Here is a 16,878-nt window from a genome sequence, read left to right as displayed (position 1 = left end):
TAGCGGTCGCCCGTCCCGAGCGTCAAACGGTCAGCCGCCGGCGGAACCGCTCGCCCGTTCGGCTCGGAGCTGGCGGACGACCTGCGATGCGATCGCGGCGGGCGGCCATCCGGCGTAGTGCGCGACGTGCAGCACCAGCTCGTCGATCTCGGCGTCGGTGAGCTGTCCGGTTCGCATGGCGGCGCCCAGGTGCAGGCGCAGCGTGGCCTCGTGTCCGAGGCTCATCAGCACCGTGAGCGTCACGATCCGCCGGTCGCGCACCGAGAAGCCCGGCCGCGACCACAGCTCGCCGAAGAGATGGTCGAGGGTCGTATCGAAGAACGGCTCTCCGTCGACCGGCGGAGCGGGGAAGCCCATCACCTGCTCGAACATCTTCCGCCCGCGCGTTCGTCGTTCGTCGGCCATCGTCTCCTCCGATTCTGGCTCAGGACGGCGTCTCGATGACGCCATAGACGCTCCCCATGATCCGCGAGCAGAGCTCCGTACCCGGAAGATCCAGGCCGTGCGTGCGCGCGAGCGCGAGCGCTGCCGCGAGATCCTTCTCGGCCATCTCGACGAAGCTGCGCAGGCGCGCCTGCAGCGCGGGGTCGCGCCGGGCGGCGTCCGGAAGCTTGTGGGTGCGCAGGAAGGTCTGCATCGGCTCGGTCAGATGGCCGCCCGCGCGCGTCACGGTCTCGAAGACCTCGTCCGTAATGCCTGCGGCGCGCGCCAGGCGAAAGCCCTCGATCGCCGCCGTCCAGGCGAGGTAGCCCATGAGGTTGTTGCACAGCTTCACGATCGTGCCGGAGCCGAGCTTGCCCGTCGCGACGACGATCCGCGAGAATGCGTCCAGCTCGGGGCGCACCTTTGCGACGTCGGCCGCCGCGCCGCCGACCATGGTCGTGAGCGTGCCGGCGGCGGCGCCCGCCGCGCCGCCGGTGACGCACGCGTCGACGAGGCCGATCCCGCGCGCGGCGAACGCGTCGCCGAGCGCGAGCACGGCGCCGAGCTGCACGGTGCCGTGCAGCGCGACGACGGCGCCGGGCGCGGCCCCGGCGAGAATGCCGTCGTCGCCGAAGACGACGGCGCGCACGTCGGCGTCGTCGCGAACGCAGACGCCGATCACGTCGGCCCCCGTGGCGAGCTCGCGGGGCGACGTCGCCGCCGTCGCACCGAGCGCGACGAGCTCGGCCACGCGTTCCGCCACGAGGTCGTATGCGGTGGTGGCGAGCCCCGCTTCGACGAGCCGCTTCGCCATCGGCATGCCGATGTTGCCGAGGCCGATGAAACCGACGCGCATGCGGCGTCCCTAGGCGCTTCCTCGGCGCCTCGCAACTGCGCTCTGCGACGTTGACGGCGTAGACGGCGGGAGTCTACAAGAACCCGCTTCGTCGCATGCGAACCTTCTCGCCGCTGTTGCCGACTTCCCCCGCGTTCGTACACTACCAGGCGCGGCGCCGCGGCACGGCCGGCGGCGTCGTCTTCGGCGACCGGCGCTACGCCTACGGCGAGCTGGCGACGGCCGTCGACGACCTCGCGGGCTGGCTCGCACGCCGGGGGCTCGGCAGCGGCGACGCGATCGGCGTCATGGCCGCCAACGAGCCGGCGATCGTCGCCATGCTGTACGCCGTCTGGGGTCTCGGCGCGGTGGTGGTCCCGGTCAGCACGCGCGCCACTGCCGAGGAGGTCGGGCGGCAGCTCGAGCACGCGCGCGCGCGGGCCCTTCTGTGCGACACCAAACGCGTCGCGGTCGCCCGCGACGGGGCGGCGGCGATCGGCATCCCGCTCTTCGCGTGCGAGCCGGCGCTGCCGCTCCATCCGGCGATCGTTCGACGCCCGCGCCGCCGGCTGCGCGGCCGCCCGCGCTCCCCGCGCGCGGAGGCGCTGGCCGCGATCGCCTACACCTCGGGTTCGTCCGGCAGCCCGAAGGGCGTCATGCTCACCCACCGCAACTTCTTCTGGGCCGGCCTCGCCTGTGCGCAGGCGCGCGGCGACACGCCGCAGAGCGTGGGCGCCTGCATGAGCGCGCTCACGCACGTGCCGGTCCTGGTTTCGCATCTCCTCTGCCGGATCTTCCTCGGCTCGACCGCGGTGCTGCTCGAGAAGTTCGACGTCGACTCGGTGCTCGAGGCGGCCGAGCGCTGGGCCGTCACCGATCTGCCGCTCATCGGTGGCATGGTGTTCGAGGTGACCCAGCGCGCCGACGTTCCCGTCGCGGTGCGACGCTCGGTGCAGAAGGTGAGCGTCGGCGGTGCGCCGACCCCGATGGAAGCGAAACGCCGCCTCGCCGCCCTCTTCGACGGCGCGGAAGTGATCGAGGCCTACGGCCAGACCGAGTCGACCGACGGCCTGCTCATGGCGCGCGGCACGAGCGTCTTCGATCGCGAGGGGACCGTCGGCACCATGAACCCGCACGTCCACGTCGGGATCCGTCGCGTCGACGGCTCGCTCGCCGCTGCGGGCGAGGAAGGCGAGATCGTCGTCGGCGGGCCCACCGTGATGGCGGGCTACTTTCGCAACCCCCAAGCGACCCGCGCCGCGCTCCGCGACGGCTGGCTCCACACGGGCGACCTCGGGCGCTGCGACGCGGACGGCTACTTCTTTCTCACCGGGCGCGTGAAGGACATCATCATCACCGGGGGCGAGAACGTCGTGCCGCTCGAGGTCGAGGAGGTGCTGCGGCAGCATCCGGACGTCGCCGACGTCGCCGTGATCGGCACGCCGCACCCGAAATGGGGCGAGCAGGTGACGGCCATCGTCGTCATGCGGGACGGGTCGGGGCTCGACCGCGACAGTCTGGCCGCCTTCGCGGGGGAACGGCTGGCCGGCTTCAAGAAGCCCCGGCGCATCGAGTTCGTGGCATCGCTGCCGCGAAACGCCTACAACAAGGTGCAGATGCACGTCCTGCGGCAGGAGTTCGGCGCCCCATGAGCCACGAGACCATCCGCTTCGAGGTCGCCGCCGACGGCGTCGCGACGCTGACGCTCGACCGCCCCGAGAAACGCAACGCGTGGAATCGCCAGATGGGCCTGGAGATCCGCCAGGCGCTCCGCGACGCCGATGCAAACGACGCCGTGCGCGCCGTGGTCGTGACCGGCGCCGGGAAGGACTTTTGCGTCGGGGCCGATCTCGAGGGCGCCGGCAAGGTGTTCGAGGAGGCGCGCGAGCGGGAAGGCCAGCCTGCGGCGGAGCGTCTGACGCTCAAGGCGTGGGACATCCGCAAGCCCATCATCGCGGCCTTGAACGGCGCCGTCGCCGGCGTCGGGGCGACCCTGCCGCTGCAGTGGGACATCCGGATCGCGGGCGAGTCGACGCGCATCACGTTCGTGTTCGTGAAGCGCGGCCTCACGCCGGAAGCGGCCAGCACCTGGCTCCTGCCCCGCATCGTCGGCGTATCGCGCGCCGCGGAGCTGCTCCTGACCGGTCGGCTCGTGCGGGCGCACGAAGCCCTCGAGATGGGGCTCGTCTCGCGCGTGGTGCCCGATGCCGAGCTCCTGCCGACGGCGCAGGCGATCGCGCACGAGATCGCGACCGAGACGGCGCCGGTGGCCGTCGCGCTCACCAAGCAGCTCATCTGGCGGTTTCTGTCGGAGCCCGATCCGAGCGTCGCGGAGCGGCTCGACGGACAGGTCTTCGGCTGGACGACCCAATCGCCCGACGCGAAGGAAGGCATCCGCGCCTTTCTCGACAAGCGCCCGCCGCGCTGGGGGATGCGCGTCTCGACCGACACGCCGGACCTCGAGCACTTCACGAAGAAGAAGTGATGGAGACGCTCGGCGCGTTTCTCGACGACGTCACGTCGCGCGAGCCCGGACGTGAGGCCGTCGCCTATGCGCCCAGTGCGAGCGTCACGGCGCGCATGTCGCGGGGCGAGCTGCGCGCGGGGAGCCGGGTCGCCGCCAAGAAGCTCGTGGGCCTCGGCGTGGGAAAGGGGACGCGGGTCGGCTTTCTGTGTCCGAATCGGCTCGACTGGCTGCCGATCGCCTTCGGCGCCCTGCGCATCGGCGCCGTGCTGGTGCCGTTCTCGACCCTCTGGAAGCGCGACGAGATCGCCTACGCGCTCGCCCACGGCGACGTCCAGGTGCTCGTCATGGTGCCGACCTTCCTGCGCCACGACTACCTGGCCGCGCTCGGCGAGATCGTCCCCGAGCTCGCGCCGAGCACGCCCGGCGTGCTGCGATCGATCGCGGCGCCGGCGCTCCGCCGCGTCGTTCTGCTCGGCGGCGACGCACCCGGCACGCAGCGCTGGGAGGACCTTCCCACCGCCGTCGACGAGGCGTTCCTCGACGCGCTCGAGGCGCGCGTGTCGCCGACCGATCTCGCCACGATCTTCTTCACGTCCGGGACCACCGCGAAGGCGAAGGCCGTGGTGCACGCGCACGGCGCGCTCACGATTTCGGGGCGGCGGATCGCCGAGTGCCTCGGCACGACGCCGGGCGACGCGTGGTGGGGGCACATGCCGCTCTTCTGGTCGGGCGGCTTCATCATCGGCGCGCTCGAGACGCTCGCGGGCGGCGGCCGCATCGTCCTGCAGGAGCAGGTCGATCCCGGGAGCGCGCTGGCCCTGCTCGAAGCCGAGGGGTGCACGATCATGGCCGGCTGGCACCAGGCGGGGCCGCTGCTCGAGCACCCCGACTGGGGCAAGCGGACGGTCAAGCTGCGCAAGGGATCGAACCATCCGCTCGCCGACAGGCTGATGGGTCCCGACCACGTGACGGTCGGCATGTACGGCATGAGCGAGACGGCGACGTGCGTCGCGTGCGCGCGCTGGGACGATCCGCCGGCGGTCCGGCGCGAGACGTTCGGGCGGCCGCTCGCGGGCATGGAGATCCGCATCGTCGATCCCGACACGGGCGCGCTCGCCGCGCCCGGCGAGCCGGGCGAGATCTTCGTCAAGGGGCCGACGCTCATGGAGGGCTACTATCGCGTCCAGCGCAGCGAGACGTTCGATCGCGACGGCTTCTTCAAGACGGGTGATCTGGGATTCCTCGACGCGACCGGGTGCCTGCACTTCGCGACCCGTTTGAAGGACGTCATCAAGACGGCGGGCGTGAACGTGGCGGCGGTCGAGGTGGAGGAGACGCTCGCGAAGCATCCGGGCGTGAAGGCGGCGCACGTGGTCGGCGTGCCCGATCCCGTGCGCGGGGAGAACGTGGCGGCGTTCGTCGTGCTGGAGGACGGCGCCACGACCGGCCCCGAGGCCCTGCAGGCGTTCTGCCGCGAAAACCTCGCCAGCTACAAGGTCCCGCGGCACGTGTTCGTCATCGCCGAGGCCGAGGTGCCGCGAACCGGAACCGGAAAGATCGAGAAGCCGACGTTGAAGAAGCTGGCGCAGGCGCGGCTCGCCTGAGCGCGACGTCGAGGAGGAATGGGGATGGGACTCTCGTCGCGGCTGTCACGCCGCTCGTTCCTGAAGGGGGCGGCGGCCGCCGCCGCGGGACCGGCGTTCGCTCGCGACGCCGACGCGAAACGGACGTCCAGGCACGTCGACGTCGCGATCGTCGGCGCCGGCTTCGCCGGGCTCACGGCCGCCCGGCTGCTCACGGCGCAGGGCGCTTCGGTCGTCGTCCTCGAGGCGAACGATCGCGTCGGCGGGCGCACGCTCAACGCCGATCTCGGCGGCGGCAAGGTGGTCGAGGTCGGCGGCCAGTGGGTGGGACCGCTGCAAACAGAGATCATCGCGCTCGCGAAGGAGGTCGGCGTCGATACGTTCAAGACCTACAACGAGGGCAACGACGTCTTCTATTCCGGCGGCACGCTCACGCCGTATCCGGCGTCGGTCGGGATCCCGCCGATTGCCCCCGGGGATCTGACCGAGCTCCTGACCGTCGTCCTGGTCGCCCTCGACACCCTCGCGAAGCAGATCCCGCTCGACGAGCCGTGGAACGCACCGGGTGTCGACACGCTCGCGCTCGACGGCCAGACGGCCGAGACGTGGAAGCTCCAGAACCTGACGACGCCCGGCGCGCGCCTCCTCTTCGACCTCTCGGTGCAGTCGGTGTTCGCGTGCGAACCGCGCGACATCTCGCTGCTGCACTTCCTGTTCTACGTGCACTCGGGCGGCGGCATCCTGCCCCTCGTCTCGACGAGCGGCGGCGCGCAGGACTCGCGCTTCGTCGGCGGCTCGCAGATCGTCGCCCAGAAGGTCGCCGACGCGCTCGGGAAGCGCGTCGTCCTGCGCTCGCCGGTGCGGCGCATCACGCAGACGAGCGGCGGGGTCGTGGTCGAAACCGATCGCCGCCGCTACCGCGCGGGACGCGTCATCGTGGCGCTGCCGCCGACGCTGTGCAGCCGCATCGACTACGACCCGATCGTGCCCGGCTTGCGCGATCAACTGACGCAGCGGTTCCCGATGGGCTCGGTCATCAAGTGCCAGGCGGTCTATCCGGGCCCGTTCTGGCGCGACGCCGGCCTCTCCGGACAGGCGACGAGCGACACGGGACCGGTGAAGGTCACCTTCGACAACTCGCCGCCGGACGGCAGCCCGGGCGTCCTCATCGGCTTCATCGAGGGCGCCGAGGCGCGGGCGTGGGGCGAGCGATCGGTGGCCGACCGCCAACAAGCGGTGCTGGAGTCGTTCGCCCGCTACTTCGGCCCGCAGGCGATGAACGCCACCGCCTACATCGAGCGCGACTGGTCGGCCGAGCCGTGGACGCGCGGCTGCTACGCCGGTTTCCTCGCGCCCGGCGTCCTCACGAGCTACGGGACGGCCTTGCGCGCTCCCGTGGGACGCATCCACTGGGCGGGCACCGAGACGGCCGACGTGTCCAACGGCTACATGGACGGCGCCGTCCGCTCCGGCCAGCGCGTCGCGGCCGAGGTCACGTCCGCCTGAGGCGGTCGTTGCGACGCGCGCGCGCAGGGTGGTAGCGAGAATCGCTGAAGGAGATGCCGATGCCGCAGTACGAGACGGTCCTCTACGAGGTCGACGGGCACGTCGCGACCCTCACGCTCAACCGCCCCGAGCGCATGAACGCCATGAACCAGAAGCTGAAGGACGAGCTGCGGGAGGCATGGCGCGAGGTGAAGAACGATCCCGACGTGTGGTGCGCGATCCTGACCGGGGCGGGCAAGGGCTTCTCCACCGGCGCCGACGTCGAAGGCCTCGCGACGGGCGGCTTCACGCGGCCCGACCGGTGGCGCGAGCTGGCGCTGATCGAGGGCATCGTCGACCTCCCCACGCCGCGGCGCCAGCGCGTCTTCAAGCCCGTCATCGCCGCCGTGAACGGCGCCTGCGCCGGCTTCTCGCTCGACTTCGTGACCGAGTCGGACATCCCGATCGCGTCCGACAAGGCGTTCTTCGTCGATCCGCACGTCTCGATCGGGCTCGTCTCGTCGCACGAGATGGTGAACATGTCGCGGCGCGTTCCGCTCGCCGTGTGCCTGCGGATGGCGCTGCTCGGCTCGAAGGAGCGCATGACGCCCGAGCGCGCGTACCAGGTGGGGCTCGTCACCGAAGTCGTGCCGCACGAGAAGCTCATGGAGCGCGCGCGCGAGCTCGCCCGCATGATCTGCGAGAACGCACCGCTCGCCGTGTGGGGCACGAAGATGGGCATCCTGCAGGGGCTCGGGCTCCCGATCCCACAGGCCGAGGAGATCGCGGCCGGCTACCTCGAGGTGAACGAGCAGACCGAGGACTTCCACGAGGGGCCGCGCTCGTTCCTCGAGAAGCGCAAGCCGGCGTGGAAGGGGCGCTGAGAGCCGTCGATCAGCCCTTGCGGCGCTCGGCGGACCACGAGCCCGGCGCCCAGCCGTCGAGCGTCACCTTGCGATGCGCGAAGCGCCACGTGCCGTCCACGCAGGCGTAGCGATCGCGATATCGACCCCAGTGATCGGCGCCGCGCTCGGTGACGACGAAGAAGTACGCCGTCCCGGTCGCCTCGCTCGCGCTCGCGACGTCGATCTGGTGCGTCGTCACGTGGTGGCGGATGACGGGGCGGGTGGTCGCTTCGCGCAAGCGGGCTCCGGTGTCGCTGAGGAAGGCCCGGATCGCGTCCCGGCCGCGTGCCGAGCGGCCCTCGGGCAGCTCGAGCAGACCGTCGTCGGTGAAGAGCGCGATGAGATCGTCGAAGCGGCCGCGATCGCCGGCGACGGAGTAGCGCGCGACGAGATCGCGGATGGCCTCGCGCGCGGCCATCTCCCATGGCTGCATGCCCGCCGTCGTAGCGGGAATCCGCCCCCATCGTCGAGCCCGCGGACGGCGACGCCCCCGAACCGTGCGGCCCGGGGGCGTCGTGTGTGTATCGTGGCTCTACCGGACTAGGGCAGAAGCTGGATCGTGGCCGGGGTGGAGTTCGCACCCGGTCCCGGGAAGCCGGCCCCGCCGTCGATGAGGCCATTGCCGGTCGACGGGATGCAGAAGACCGAGCCCGTGGTGATCGCGTGCGGTCCGGCCGACAGCGCACCGGCCGCTGCGCCGGTCACTTCCATGTAGTCGCAGGTCGGGTCCCCGAAGCAGCCCTTGTTGGCGACGGTCTGGCCGGGGCAGAAGATGCCGCCCGCGTTGCTGTTGACCGACGTACCCGTTCCGCTCGCCGGCGTGCTGATCGCGAACGGCGGGAGGGCGAGACCGGCCGGGAGACACTCGTAGTTCGCGCCGCCGCCGAGGTCGGTGCAGCTCGCCCCGGGGTTCGTCGCCGTCGCGTCGCAGGCTCCGGCGACGCAGAGCGGGCACGGCTCGGTGACGTTGGCGGTCAGCACGATGTTGGCGCTGAGCGGCAGGTTGAAGTTCGCGGCGCCGGTGCAGGTGTTGACGGTTCCCGCCGCCGGGGCGGAGAAGAGCACGCGGACGCACGCCGACTGAACCGGCGTCGTCGTGTTCGGCTGCGCGCGGTTGGGGCCGTACGGACACCCCGTGTTCGAGCACGTGTTGGCGCCGGATCCCGCCGTCGTCGGACCGAGCGTGCAGCTCGATCCCGTGCAGGACGCCGTGTAGCGCGTGAGGGCACCGACCGGCCCATCCGACGGATCGCTGGTGCCCGTGCCGCCGCCCTGATACGACGCGCCGCAGGCGAGCTGCAGAAGGTCCGTACCGCCCGCGCCGCCCGTCCGGGAGACGCCGCAGTTACCCGACCCCATCGCGGTGATCACGTTGACACTCGTGCCGGTCGGGCTGCCGCCGAGCTCACACAGGAGGTCGTCCATGAAGGCCTGCGACTTCGCCTTGATGGTCGCGCCGTCGGCGGTCGTGCCGACGAGCGTGCACGCCTTGCCCGGGGCTTCGAGCTTCTCCATGCACGACTTGTTCAGGGCGAGGCCCGTGAACTTGTCCATCGCCTTCTGCAGGCAGAGCGGATCGACCGCGAGGCCCGTCGTGATCGACTTCGCGCGGCACCCGAGGATGCCCTTCACGAAGTTCGTCACGCACTTCATCTTCCCGGAGGCGCAGGCATTGGCCCCGGTCGGCGCCGGGTTGACGTAGAGCTCGGCCTTCACGTCGGCGACGAAGGCGTTGATCTTGGCGCCGATCGTGCCGCCGTCGCCGAGCGTGATGCACGGCACGGTGGCGTTCTTGGCGTCGAGCTTCTCCATGCACGACTTGTTCAGCGGAAGGCCGGAGAACTTGTCGTTCACCTTCTGGGTGCAGAGCGGGTCGACGGAGGCGCCGAGCTTGGCGGCCTTGCCCTCGCAGCCGAGGTTGCCCTTCACCTTGTTGATGCCGCACTTGATCTTGCCGGCCTCGCACTTCGCCTGCGGGATCGGCTGGGCGCTTGCCGCGCCGGCCCATGCGACGGCCCCCGCAAGAACGAGCAATCCCACGGCCCTACGAATCCCGATCTGGAACATGCGCTCCCTCCCTCTGTGACTTCGTTTTGTTTGGGGGGCCTCGGCGGCCCGCTAGCTCATGGGCTAACACGCCGGTCGTTGACGCCGCAACGAGAAAATCGGGGGACTCGCCGCGTCGCGGCAGCGCCGGAAAATGCGACGCCCCCGGGTCCGGCGGACCCGAGGGCGTCCTGGCTCACGCGATCGACGAAAGAGCCGCTAGAAGAGGCTGAAGATGTCCGGCGTCGAGCTGGCGCCCGGGCCGGGGAGACCGCCACCGCCGTCGACGACACCGTTGCCCGTCGACGGGATGCAGAACGCTCCGGCCACGGTGGCCGGGTGCGGGCCGGGGCTCAGCGGGCCGGCCGGAGAGCCTTTCACGGTGATGGAGGTGCAGCCGGCGCTACCGAAGCAGCCCTTGTTGGCGACCGTCTGCCCCGGACAGAAGATGCCACCTGCGTCGGTGATCGTCGACGACCCCGTGCCGTTGTTCGGGATGCTGATGCCGAACGGCGGAATCGGGAGGCCGGCCGGTAGACACTCGAAGCTCGCGCCACCACCGACGTCGGTGCAGGCGGCGCCGGGGTTGGAAGCCGTCGCGTCACAGAGTCCGGCGACGCAGAGCGGGCAGGGTTGGGTGGCGTTGCCGGTGATCGTCACGTTGGCCGCCAGAGGGTAGTTCACCAAGGCCGCTCCGCTGCACCGCTTGAGTGTGCCCGTGGCGCCGGCCGTGAACTTCACGAGCACGCAGCTCGACGTCGCGCCGTTCGGCTGCGGGCGGTACGGCCCGAGCGGGCAGCCGGTATCGGAGCAGTCGTTGCCGCCCGTCGTCGACCCGAGAGTGCAGTCGTTGGCGGTGCAGGTCGCCGAGAGACGAGTGAGCGAGCCGACCGGCTGGCCGGTCGGAGGCGCGGTGGTGGCGCCGCCGCCCGTGTAGGAGAGCCCGCAGGCGAGCGGATTCGGGCCGCCGACGGTCGAGCCGCAGTTGCCCGACGGAGCCGCGCCGGTGATGTTCAGCTGGGTGACGGCCGGGAACTGGGCCAGCAGCTCACAGAGGAGGTCGTCCATGAAGGCCTGTGACTTCGCCTTGATCGTGGCGCCGTCGCCCGAAGTGCCGCCGAGCGTGCAGGCTTTGCCCGGGGCTTCGAGCTTCTCCATGCACGACTTGTTGAGCGCCAGGCCCGTGAACTTGTCCATGGCCTTCTGCGTGCACAGCGGATCGACGGGGAGCCCGAGCTTGATGGCCTTGGACTCGCACGTGAGGATGCCCTTCACGAAGTTCGTGACGCACTTCATCTTGCCCGACGCGCACGCGTTGGCGCCGGTCGGAATCGGGTTCGTGTAGAGCTCGGCCTTCACGTCGGCGATGAACGCGTCGATCTTCGCGGCGATCGTCGTGCCGTCACCCAGCGTGGCGCAGGGCACGGTGGCGTTCTTGGCGTCGAGCTTCTCCATGCAGGCGGTGGCAGAACCGGTGAACTTGCCGTTGACCTTCGAGGTACAGAGCGGATCGACGGCCGCGCCCAGCTTGGCGGCCTTGCCCTCGCAGCCGAGGTTGCCCTTCACCTTGTTCATGCCGCACTTCACCTTGCCGGTCACGCACTTGGCCTCGGGAATGGGCTGTGCGCTCGCGATGCCGCCGACCGCGATGCCGAGCACCACGGCGAGACCGAGTCGGCCGATCCTCATTGGTGAACCCTCCTCCTGTGTTGGTGCCAAACGCGTGTTTGGCGCATCTCCATGGCGCATACACGTGCATCGCGCCGGGCGTCAACGAAAACTTTCGACGCGGCGCGCCGATCGGACGTGCCGTAGCGGCTGCGCGGAGACTGGGTCAATCGGCGCCGAGCGCGCGCAGAACGACGTCGGACGACGTCACCGTGGCGAGCAGCGGCAGGATGTTCTTGACCGTCCAGTCGTGCCACTCCTGGGGGAAGCTCGCGCAACAGTCCTCGACGACGACCATGTCGAAGCCGCGATTGACGGACGCGCGCACGATGCTCTCGATGGCGAGGTTGGTCGACACGCCGGTCATGAGCATCGTGCGACGTGCGAGCATGCGCAGGACAGGATAGAGCTGCGTGCCGTACGATCCGTCGACGCCGACGGTGCGCTCGAGGACGAAGTCCTCGGGCCGCGGCGTGAGCGCCTCGTGCGTCTGCACGCCCCAGGTGCCTTCGACGAGCCGCGGCTTCGAGGCCGACAGCCGGTACAGCCGCGTATTCGGACGCGGGAATCCGGGCTTGCCGCAGAAGTTGACGTAGACGACCGGCACGCCGCGCGCGCGCGCTGCGGCCGTGAGCCGCTCGAGCTTCGGGATGACGCCGCGGGCCTTCACCTGGCCGGCGAGCGCACCGCCGAGCCCCTTCTCGCCGATGTTCCGCTCGTGCACGATGTCGTTCTGCATTTCGACGAGACAGAGCGCCGCAGCGTCCACGTCGAGCTCGAGGTCCGCCATGGGCCGCACGTCGCACAACGCCACGCGGGCGGCAAGCTTGACGCCCCCGGCGGGGGTTTGTAGGCCTCGGCCCTCGCGCATGAACTGGCCGCACTCCGACGACGACCTGGCACGCCTTCGCGAGACGCTCGCATGGGTCGGCGTGCACTCGCCGTACTACCGGCGCCTGTTCGCGGAGCGGGGAATCGACGTCCCCCGCCTGCGCACCTACGACGACGTCCGCGCCCGGGTCCCGCGCCTCGCGAAGGTCGACCTGGTGGAGAGCCAGCGCGCGCATCCGCCCTTCGGCGAGCTGCTCGCGGCACGGCCGACCGAGTTCGCGTCGGTGCACACGTCGCCCGGCCCGATCTACATCCCTCGTCTCGCCTCCGAGCAGGGTGGGACGCCGGTGCTGAAGGAGTCGATCCGCGCGATGGGCGTCGGACCGGGCGACATCGCCCACGTGACGCTCTCGTACCACATCATGCCGGGTGGCCTGCGGCTGCATCGCGCCTTCGAGGAGGCGGGCTGCGCCGTGATCAACGGCGGCACGGGGCAGAGCCGGTTGCAGGTCGAGGTCGCGCACGCCTGGGGCGCGACGGTGTATGCGGGCACGCCGAGCTTTCTCGCCAACCTCGGCGACACGGCGCGCGAGATGGGCCTCGATCCCCGCACGGACCTCAAGTACCGCGTCGGCTTCTCGACCGCCGAGCTGCTGACGCCGGCGCTGCGGCGGGACCTCGGCGCGACGTTCGGGATCGAGCTCTTCGATCACTGCGGCGAGGCGCAGATCGGACCGCTCGCGGGCGAGTGTCGCGTCCACGACGGCATGCACCTCCACGCGCGCGACCTCTTCTGCGAGTTCCTCGATCCCGACACCGGCGAGCCGGTAGGCCCCGGCGGCACCGGCGAGCTCGTCGCGACGCAGCTGGGCCCGCGCGCGCTGCCACTCGTGCGCTACGCGCCCGGCGACGTGTTCCGGCTCCTCGAGGGGACGTGCGCCTGCGGCGATCCGTCGCTCCGCATCGTGTTCGTCGGGCAGAAGGGGGCGATCCGCAAGATCAAGGGCGTGCTCGTCCATCCGGCGCAGGTCCACAAGGCGCTCTCCGAGCTGCCCGAGATCTCCCGCTTCCAGATCGTCGTCGACCATCCGCAGGGCCAGCGCTACGACACGTGCGTGCTGCGCGCGGGGCTCCGTACCGAACCGGCGGATCGAAGCGCCTTCGCGGCCCGGGTCGCCGAGCGGGTGAAGGCGTTCGCGCTCATCTCGATGGACGTCGTGCTCGTGCCCGAGGCCGACGTTCCCGAGACCGCGGCGGCGCCGCGCTTCGCCGACGCGATGATCGACCGCAGGACCAAGACATGAAGGCCCCGGTCCGGCGCGATCAGCGCTACTACGACCCCGCGATCCAGACCATGCCGCTGGAGCAAGTGCGTGCGCTGCAGGCCGAACGTCTCGCGAAGCAGCTCGATCGTGTGTGGGCCACGCCCGTGCCGTTCTTCAAGCGCAAGTTCGAGGCGGCGGGGGTGCGGCGCGCCGACGTGCGCGGCTTGGACGATCTCGCGAAGCTGCCGACGACGCTCAAGGCGGAGCTGCGCCGGAGCGAAGAGGAGTTCCCGCCGTTCGGCGACTACCGCGGCGCGCCCGTGTCGCAGGCCGTTCGCCTCGGCGCCTCGACCGGAACGAGCGGCCGGCCGACGATCATCCTGTGGACGCGCAAGGACCTCGAGGTCGACCACGCCGCGTCGGCGCGCGGGCGCTGGCGCTGGGGGCTCCGGCCCGGCATGAGCCTCGCGAATGCGCACCCGTTCGGCATGAACGCCGGCGGCTGGCACTTCTCGCATGGGGTCGAAGCGCTCGGCGTGACGAACATCCCGTCTGGCCCGCCGGTCGGGAGGCAGCACGTCGCCGACGTCGTCGAGGTGTGGCGGCGGCTGCGGCCCGACATGTATCGGCTGTTCGGCAACGTCGCGACGACCTACGCCGACGCCGCGCGGGCGCGGGGCCTCGATCCCGCCGAGGATCTGAACCTCACGATCGCCGGCGACCATCCCTCCGAGCAGTACCTGATGGCGAGCTCCGGGCTGGAAGCGCTGCCGCTGCTCGGCTCGGCGTGCGACGCGCGCGACGGCGCGCACCTCGCCGAGGACCTCGCGATCGTCGAGGTGATCGACGATCGCACCGGGCGGCCGTGCGGCCACGGCGAGCGCGGGAACCTGGTCGTGACCGTTCTCGAGAAGGACAACTTCCTCGTCCGGTACGACCTCGAGGACGTCGTGCGCCTCAACACGACGCCGTGCGTGTGCGGCGAGACGCACCGCCGCCTCTTCTACGAGGGGCGGGTGCGCGACGTGACACCCATCGGCGACGCGAAGCTGCTGCCGATCGACGTCGCGCTCGTGCTCTACGAGTTCCCCGAGGTCTCGACGCCGTCGGCCGAGTATCAGGTCGTGCGGCCCAAGGTTCCGGCGAACACACTCCACGTGCGATGCGAGCACGTCCCGGGCGCCGACGCGGGTGCGCTCGCCCGGCGCATCGCCGAGCGGTTCCGGGACAAGCACGGCATCGCGACGCGGCTCGAACTCGTCGAGCGCGGGAAGCTCCCGCGTTTTGCGTACAAAGCCGCGCGTGTCATAGACGAGGGGTGATCGCGGTCGGGCAGCCGGCGCCGGACGCCGACTTCGTCGACACCGACGGGACGCTCGTGCGCCTCTCGGACTTCTGGCGCGCACGCGCGACGATCTTCCTCTTCCTGCGGCACTTCGGCTGACCCGTCTGCCGCCAGCATCTCGTCGAGATGCAACGCGAGCTGCCGGCGGTCGAGGCCCGGGGTGCGCGCGTGGTCGCGATCGGGCAGGGCACGGCCACCGAGGCGGCGCGCGTGTGCGGCGAGATCGGCGTCGGGTTCCCGTGTCTCGGCGATCCCGACAAGGCGAGCTACCGATCCTACGGCCTTCGCCGCGCGGGCTGGCGGGAGGTCGTTCTCGATCCGATTCGCGAAGGGAGCGAGGCGATCAAACGGGGCCACCGCGTCAGCATCCGCGGCTCGCTCATGCGGCACTCGGACTGGTTCCAGCTCCCCGGCGTCGCGATCGTCGATCGCGCGGGTGTCGTGCGCTACCTCCATCAGGCGCGGCACTCCGGCGACATCCCGGCGGCGGGGGCGGTCATCGCCGCGCTGGTCGAGGTCTCGGCGTAGACGCGCCGATCCGATCGCGCTGGGCAACGCTCGACGGCGGTGCGCACTGCCTGCACATGCGGCTCGTTTGACCTGGCACGATGGTGGTAATGGCGCTCCCAGCCATTGCCCCGATGGTGATGGCCGTGTGCAGAACGAACGGGAGGACCGACCGATGCCCATGTCCCAGGCCCTGGCGCGAGACGATCGCGTCTCGGTGGAAGAGCTGCAGGAGATCTGGCCGATCTTGTCGCCACGCGACCGCGTGGAGGCCTTCCTCCTGCTTCCGAGAGCCGAGGCGGAGGACCTCTTCTTCTCGCTGAGCGCGGCGGATCAAGCGGCAATCGTCCTGGGCCTGCCGGGGGGGGACCGCCGATCCTGGATGCGACTCCTCGCTCCAGACGATGCCACCGACCTGGTCCAGGCGGTACCTCCCGGGGCGCGTGCGGCGCTGCTCGCGCTCCTCGACGACCCGACCCGCCAGGAGGTCCAGGGTCTGCTCGCCTACGCCGAGGACCGGGCGGGCGGGTTGATGAACACGCGCTTCGCCCGCCTTCGGCCAGAGATGACGGTCGACGAGGCGATGGCCTACCTGCGCAAGCAAGGGCGCCAACAGGTCGAGACCATCTACTACTGCTACGTCCTCGCGGCGGATCAGCGGCTCCTCGGCGTCGTCTCGTTTCGCGAGCTGTTCGACGCACACGCGGGTCAATGCGTGTGCGACATCATGCGGACGAGCGTCGTCACCGTGACCGGGCACACGGCCCAGGAGGACGTCAGCCGGCTCTTCCAGCGCTCGGGCCTGATCGCGCTTCCGGTGGTCGACGACGCGGGTCGCATGCAGGGCATCGTCACGGCCGACGACGTCGTCCACGTCGTCTCCGAGCAGGCGACGAAAGAGATTCAGAAGATGGGCGGCTCGGAAGTGCTCGGGGTTCCGTATCTCGAGATCGGCTTCGCGAGCCTGGTGAGGAAGCGGGCGGGGTGGCTCTCGGCCCTCTTCCTCGGCGAGATGCTGACGGCGACGGCGATGGGGTATTTCGAGAAGGAGATCGAGCGCGCGGTCGTGCTGGCGCTCTTCGTCCCACTCATCATCAGCAGCGGCGGCAACTCCGGCTCCCAGGCCTCGACGCTGGTCATCCGGGCAATGGCGCTCGGTGAGGTGCGCCTGCGCGACTGGTGGCGCGTGATTCGCCGCGAGATCTCCGCCGGGCTCGTTCTCGGCTCGATCCTCGGCTCGATCGGCCTGGCGCGGATCCTGGCCTGGGTCGGCCTCTTCGGTGCGTACGGCGAGCACTATCTGCTGGTCGGCTCGACGGTGGCGGTGAGTCTCATCGGCGTCGTCACGTTCGGAACGTTCGCCGGCTCGCTGCTGCCGTTCGTTCTGCGGCGCCTGGGCTTCGACCCCGCGAGCGCGTGTGCCCCGTTCGTTGCAACGCTCGTCGACGTCACGGGGCTGGTGATCTACTTCTCGGTGGCGAGCCTCATCTTCCGCGGCACGCTCCTGTAGATCGCAAC

General features: G+C 70.7%; 15 protein-coding genes and 1 pseudogene. 10 read left to right on the top strand and 6 right to left on the bottom strand.

Annotation, left to right across the window (positions count from 1 at the left end):
- Nucleotides 1-30: 30 nt before the first annotated feature.
- Both VMS22_19250 and VMS22_19245 read right to left on the bottom strand, forming a co-directional pair.
- On the bottom strand, nucleotides 31-405 hold the full coding sequence (locus VMS22_19250; protein ID HXJ36174.1) for a carboxymuconolactone decarboxylase family protein: 375 nt from the start codon (nucleotides 403-405) through the stop codon (nucleotides 31-33).
- Nucleotides 406-424: 19 nt separating this feature from the next.
- Nucleotides 425-1,279, bottom strand: coding sequence for an NAD(P)-dependent oxidoreductase (locus VMS22_19245; protein ID HXJ36173.1), 855 nt, complete (start codon nucleotides 1,277-1,279; stop codon nucleotides 425-427).
- Nucleotides 1,280-1,374: 95 nt separating this feature from the next.
- Here VMS22_19245 and VMS22_19240 point away from each other — a divergent pair, with 95 nt between their 5' ends.
- From VMS22_19240 to VMS22_19220, 5 genes are read left to right on the top strand one after another with little or no spacing between them, the layout of a single operon-like run.
- Nucleotides 1,375-2,910: an AMP-binding protein gene (locus tag VMS22_19240; protein HXJ36172.1), complete on the top strand. Its 1,536-nt coding sequence runs from the start codon at nucleotides 1,375-1,377 to the stop codon at nucleotides 2,908-2,910.
- On the top strand, nucleotides 2,907-3,743 hold the full coding sequence (locus tag VMS22_19235; protein HXJ36171.1) for an enoyl-CoA hydratase-related protein: 837 nt from the start codon (nucleotides 2,907-2,909) through the stop codon (nucleotides 3,741-3,743). Before VMS22_19240 ends, VMS22_19235 begins: the two co-directional genes overlap by 4 nt.
- Nucleotides 3,743-5,329 carry an AMP-binding protein gene (locus VMS22_19230; protein ID HXJ36170.1) on the top strand — a complete coding sequence of 529 codons (1,587 nt, stop codon included), beginning with the start codon at nucleotides 3,743-3,745 and terminating at the stop codon, nucleotides 5,327-5,329. Before VMS22_19235 ends, VMS22_19230 begins: the two co-directional genes overlap by 1 nt.
- Nucleotides 5,330-5,353: 24 nt before the next feature.
- Nucleotides 5,354-6,814 carry a flavin monoamine oxidase family protein gene (locus VMS22_19225; protein ID HXJ36169.1) on the top strand — a complete coding sequence of 487 codons (1,461 nt, stop codon included), beginning with the start codon at nucleotides 5,354-5,356 and terminating at the stop codon, nucleotides 6,812-6,814.
- A 53-nt stretch (nucleotides 6,815-6,867) separates the two neighbouring features.
- Nucleotides 6,868-7,677 carry an enoyl-CoA hydratase-related protein gene (locus VMS22_19220; protein HXJ36168.1) on the top strand — a complete coding sequence of 270 codons (810 nt, stop codon included), beginning with the start codon at nucleotides 6,868-6,870 and terminating at the stop codon, nucleotides 7,675-7,677.
- Between the two features lie 10 nt (nucleotides 7,678-7,687).
- On the opposite strand, the gene VMS22_19215 is transcribed toward VMS22_19220, so the two are convergent.
- The 4 genes from VMS22_19215 to VMS22_19200 all read right to left on the bottom strand — a co-directional run bounded on the left by VMS22_19215 (nucleotide 7,688) and on the right by VMS22_19200 (nucleotide 12,202).
- Complete coding sequence (locus VMS22_19215) at nucleotides 7,688-8,131, bottom strand: nuclear transport factor 2 family protein (GenBank protein ID HXJ36167.1); 444 nt, start codon at nucleotides 8,129-8,131, stop codon at nucleotides 7,688-7,690.
- A 107-nt stretch (nucleotides 8,132-8,238) separates the two neighbouring features.
- Nucleotides 8,239-9,765 carry a hypothetical protein gene (locus VMS22_19210; protein HXJ36166.1) on the bottom strand — a complete coding sequence of 509 codons (1,527 nt, stop codon included), beginning with the start codon at nucleotides 9,763-9,765 and terminating at the stop codon, nucleotides 8,239-8,241.
- Nucleotides 9,766-9,963: 198 nt separating this feature from the next.
- A complete protein-coding gene (locus tag VMS22_19205; GenBank protein HXJ36165.1) occupies nucleotides 9,964-11,433 on the bottom strand; it encodes a hypothetical protein in 1,470 nt (489 codons plus the stop codon).
- A gap of 145 nt (nucleotides 11,434-11,578) precedes the next feature.
- On the bottom strand, nucleotides 11,579-12,202 hold the full coding sequence (locus VMS22_19200; GenBank protein ID HXJ36164.1) for a cysteine hydrolase: 624 nt from the start codon (nucleotides 12,200-12,202) through the stop codon (nucleotides 11,579-11,581).
- A gap of 79 nt (nucleotides 12,203-12,281) precedes the next feature.
- Here VMS22_19200 and VMS22_19195 point away from each other — a divergent pair, with 79 nt between their 5' ends.
- The 5 genes and pseudogenes from VMS22_19195 to mgtE all read left to right on the top strand — a co-directional run bounded on the left by VMS22_19195 (nucleotide 12,282) and on the right by mgtE (nucleotide 16,870).
- Entirely contained in the window at nucleotides 12,282-13,547 is a 1,266-nt protein-coding gene (locus tag VMS22_19195; GenBank protein HXJ36163.1) for a hypothetical protein, read from the top strand.
- Nucleotides 13,544-14,830, top strand: coding sequence for a hypothetical protein (locus VMS22_19190; GenBank protein ID HXJ36162.1), 1,287 nt, complete (start codon nucleotides 13,544-13,546; stop codon nucleotides 14,828-14,830). Before VMS22_19195 ends, VMS22_19190 begins: the two co-directional genes overlap by 4 nt.
- Nucleotides 14,827-14,952: a hypothetical protein gene (locus tag VMS22_19185; GenBank protein HXJ36161.1), complete on the top strand. Its 126-nt coding sequence runs from the start codon at nucleotides 14,827-14,829 to the stop codon at nucleotides 14,950-14,952. Before VMS22_19190 ends, VMS22_19185 begins: the two co-directional genes overlap by 4 nt.
- Nucleotides 14,953-14,964: 12 nt before the next feature.
- A pseudogene (locus tag VMS22_19180) lies at nucleotides 14,965-15,381 on the top strand (AhpC/TSA family protein).
- Nucleotides 15,382-15,541: 160 nt separating this feature from the next.
- Nucleotides 15,542-16,870 (top strand): magnesium transporter, encoded by a 1,329-nt coding sequence (gene mgtE, locus VMS22_19175; GenBank protein ID HXJ36160.1) that lies wholly within the window; start codon nucleotides 15,542-15,544, stop codon nucleotides 16,868-16,870.
- Nucleotides 16,871-16,878: the final 8 nt, after the last annotated feature.

It is taken from the genome of Candidatus Eisenbacteria bacterium, from assembly GCA_035577985.1.
Taxonomy (GTDB): Bacteria; Desulfobacterota; Binatia; order DP-6; family DP-6; genus DATJZY01.
The sequence above is the reverse complement of the archived record's forward strand: the minus strand, read 5'-3'. Positions and strand labels throughout refer to the sequence as shown.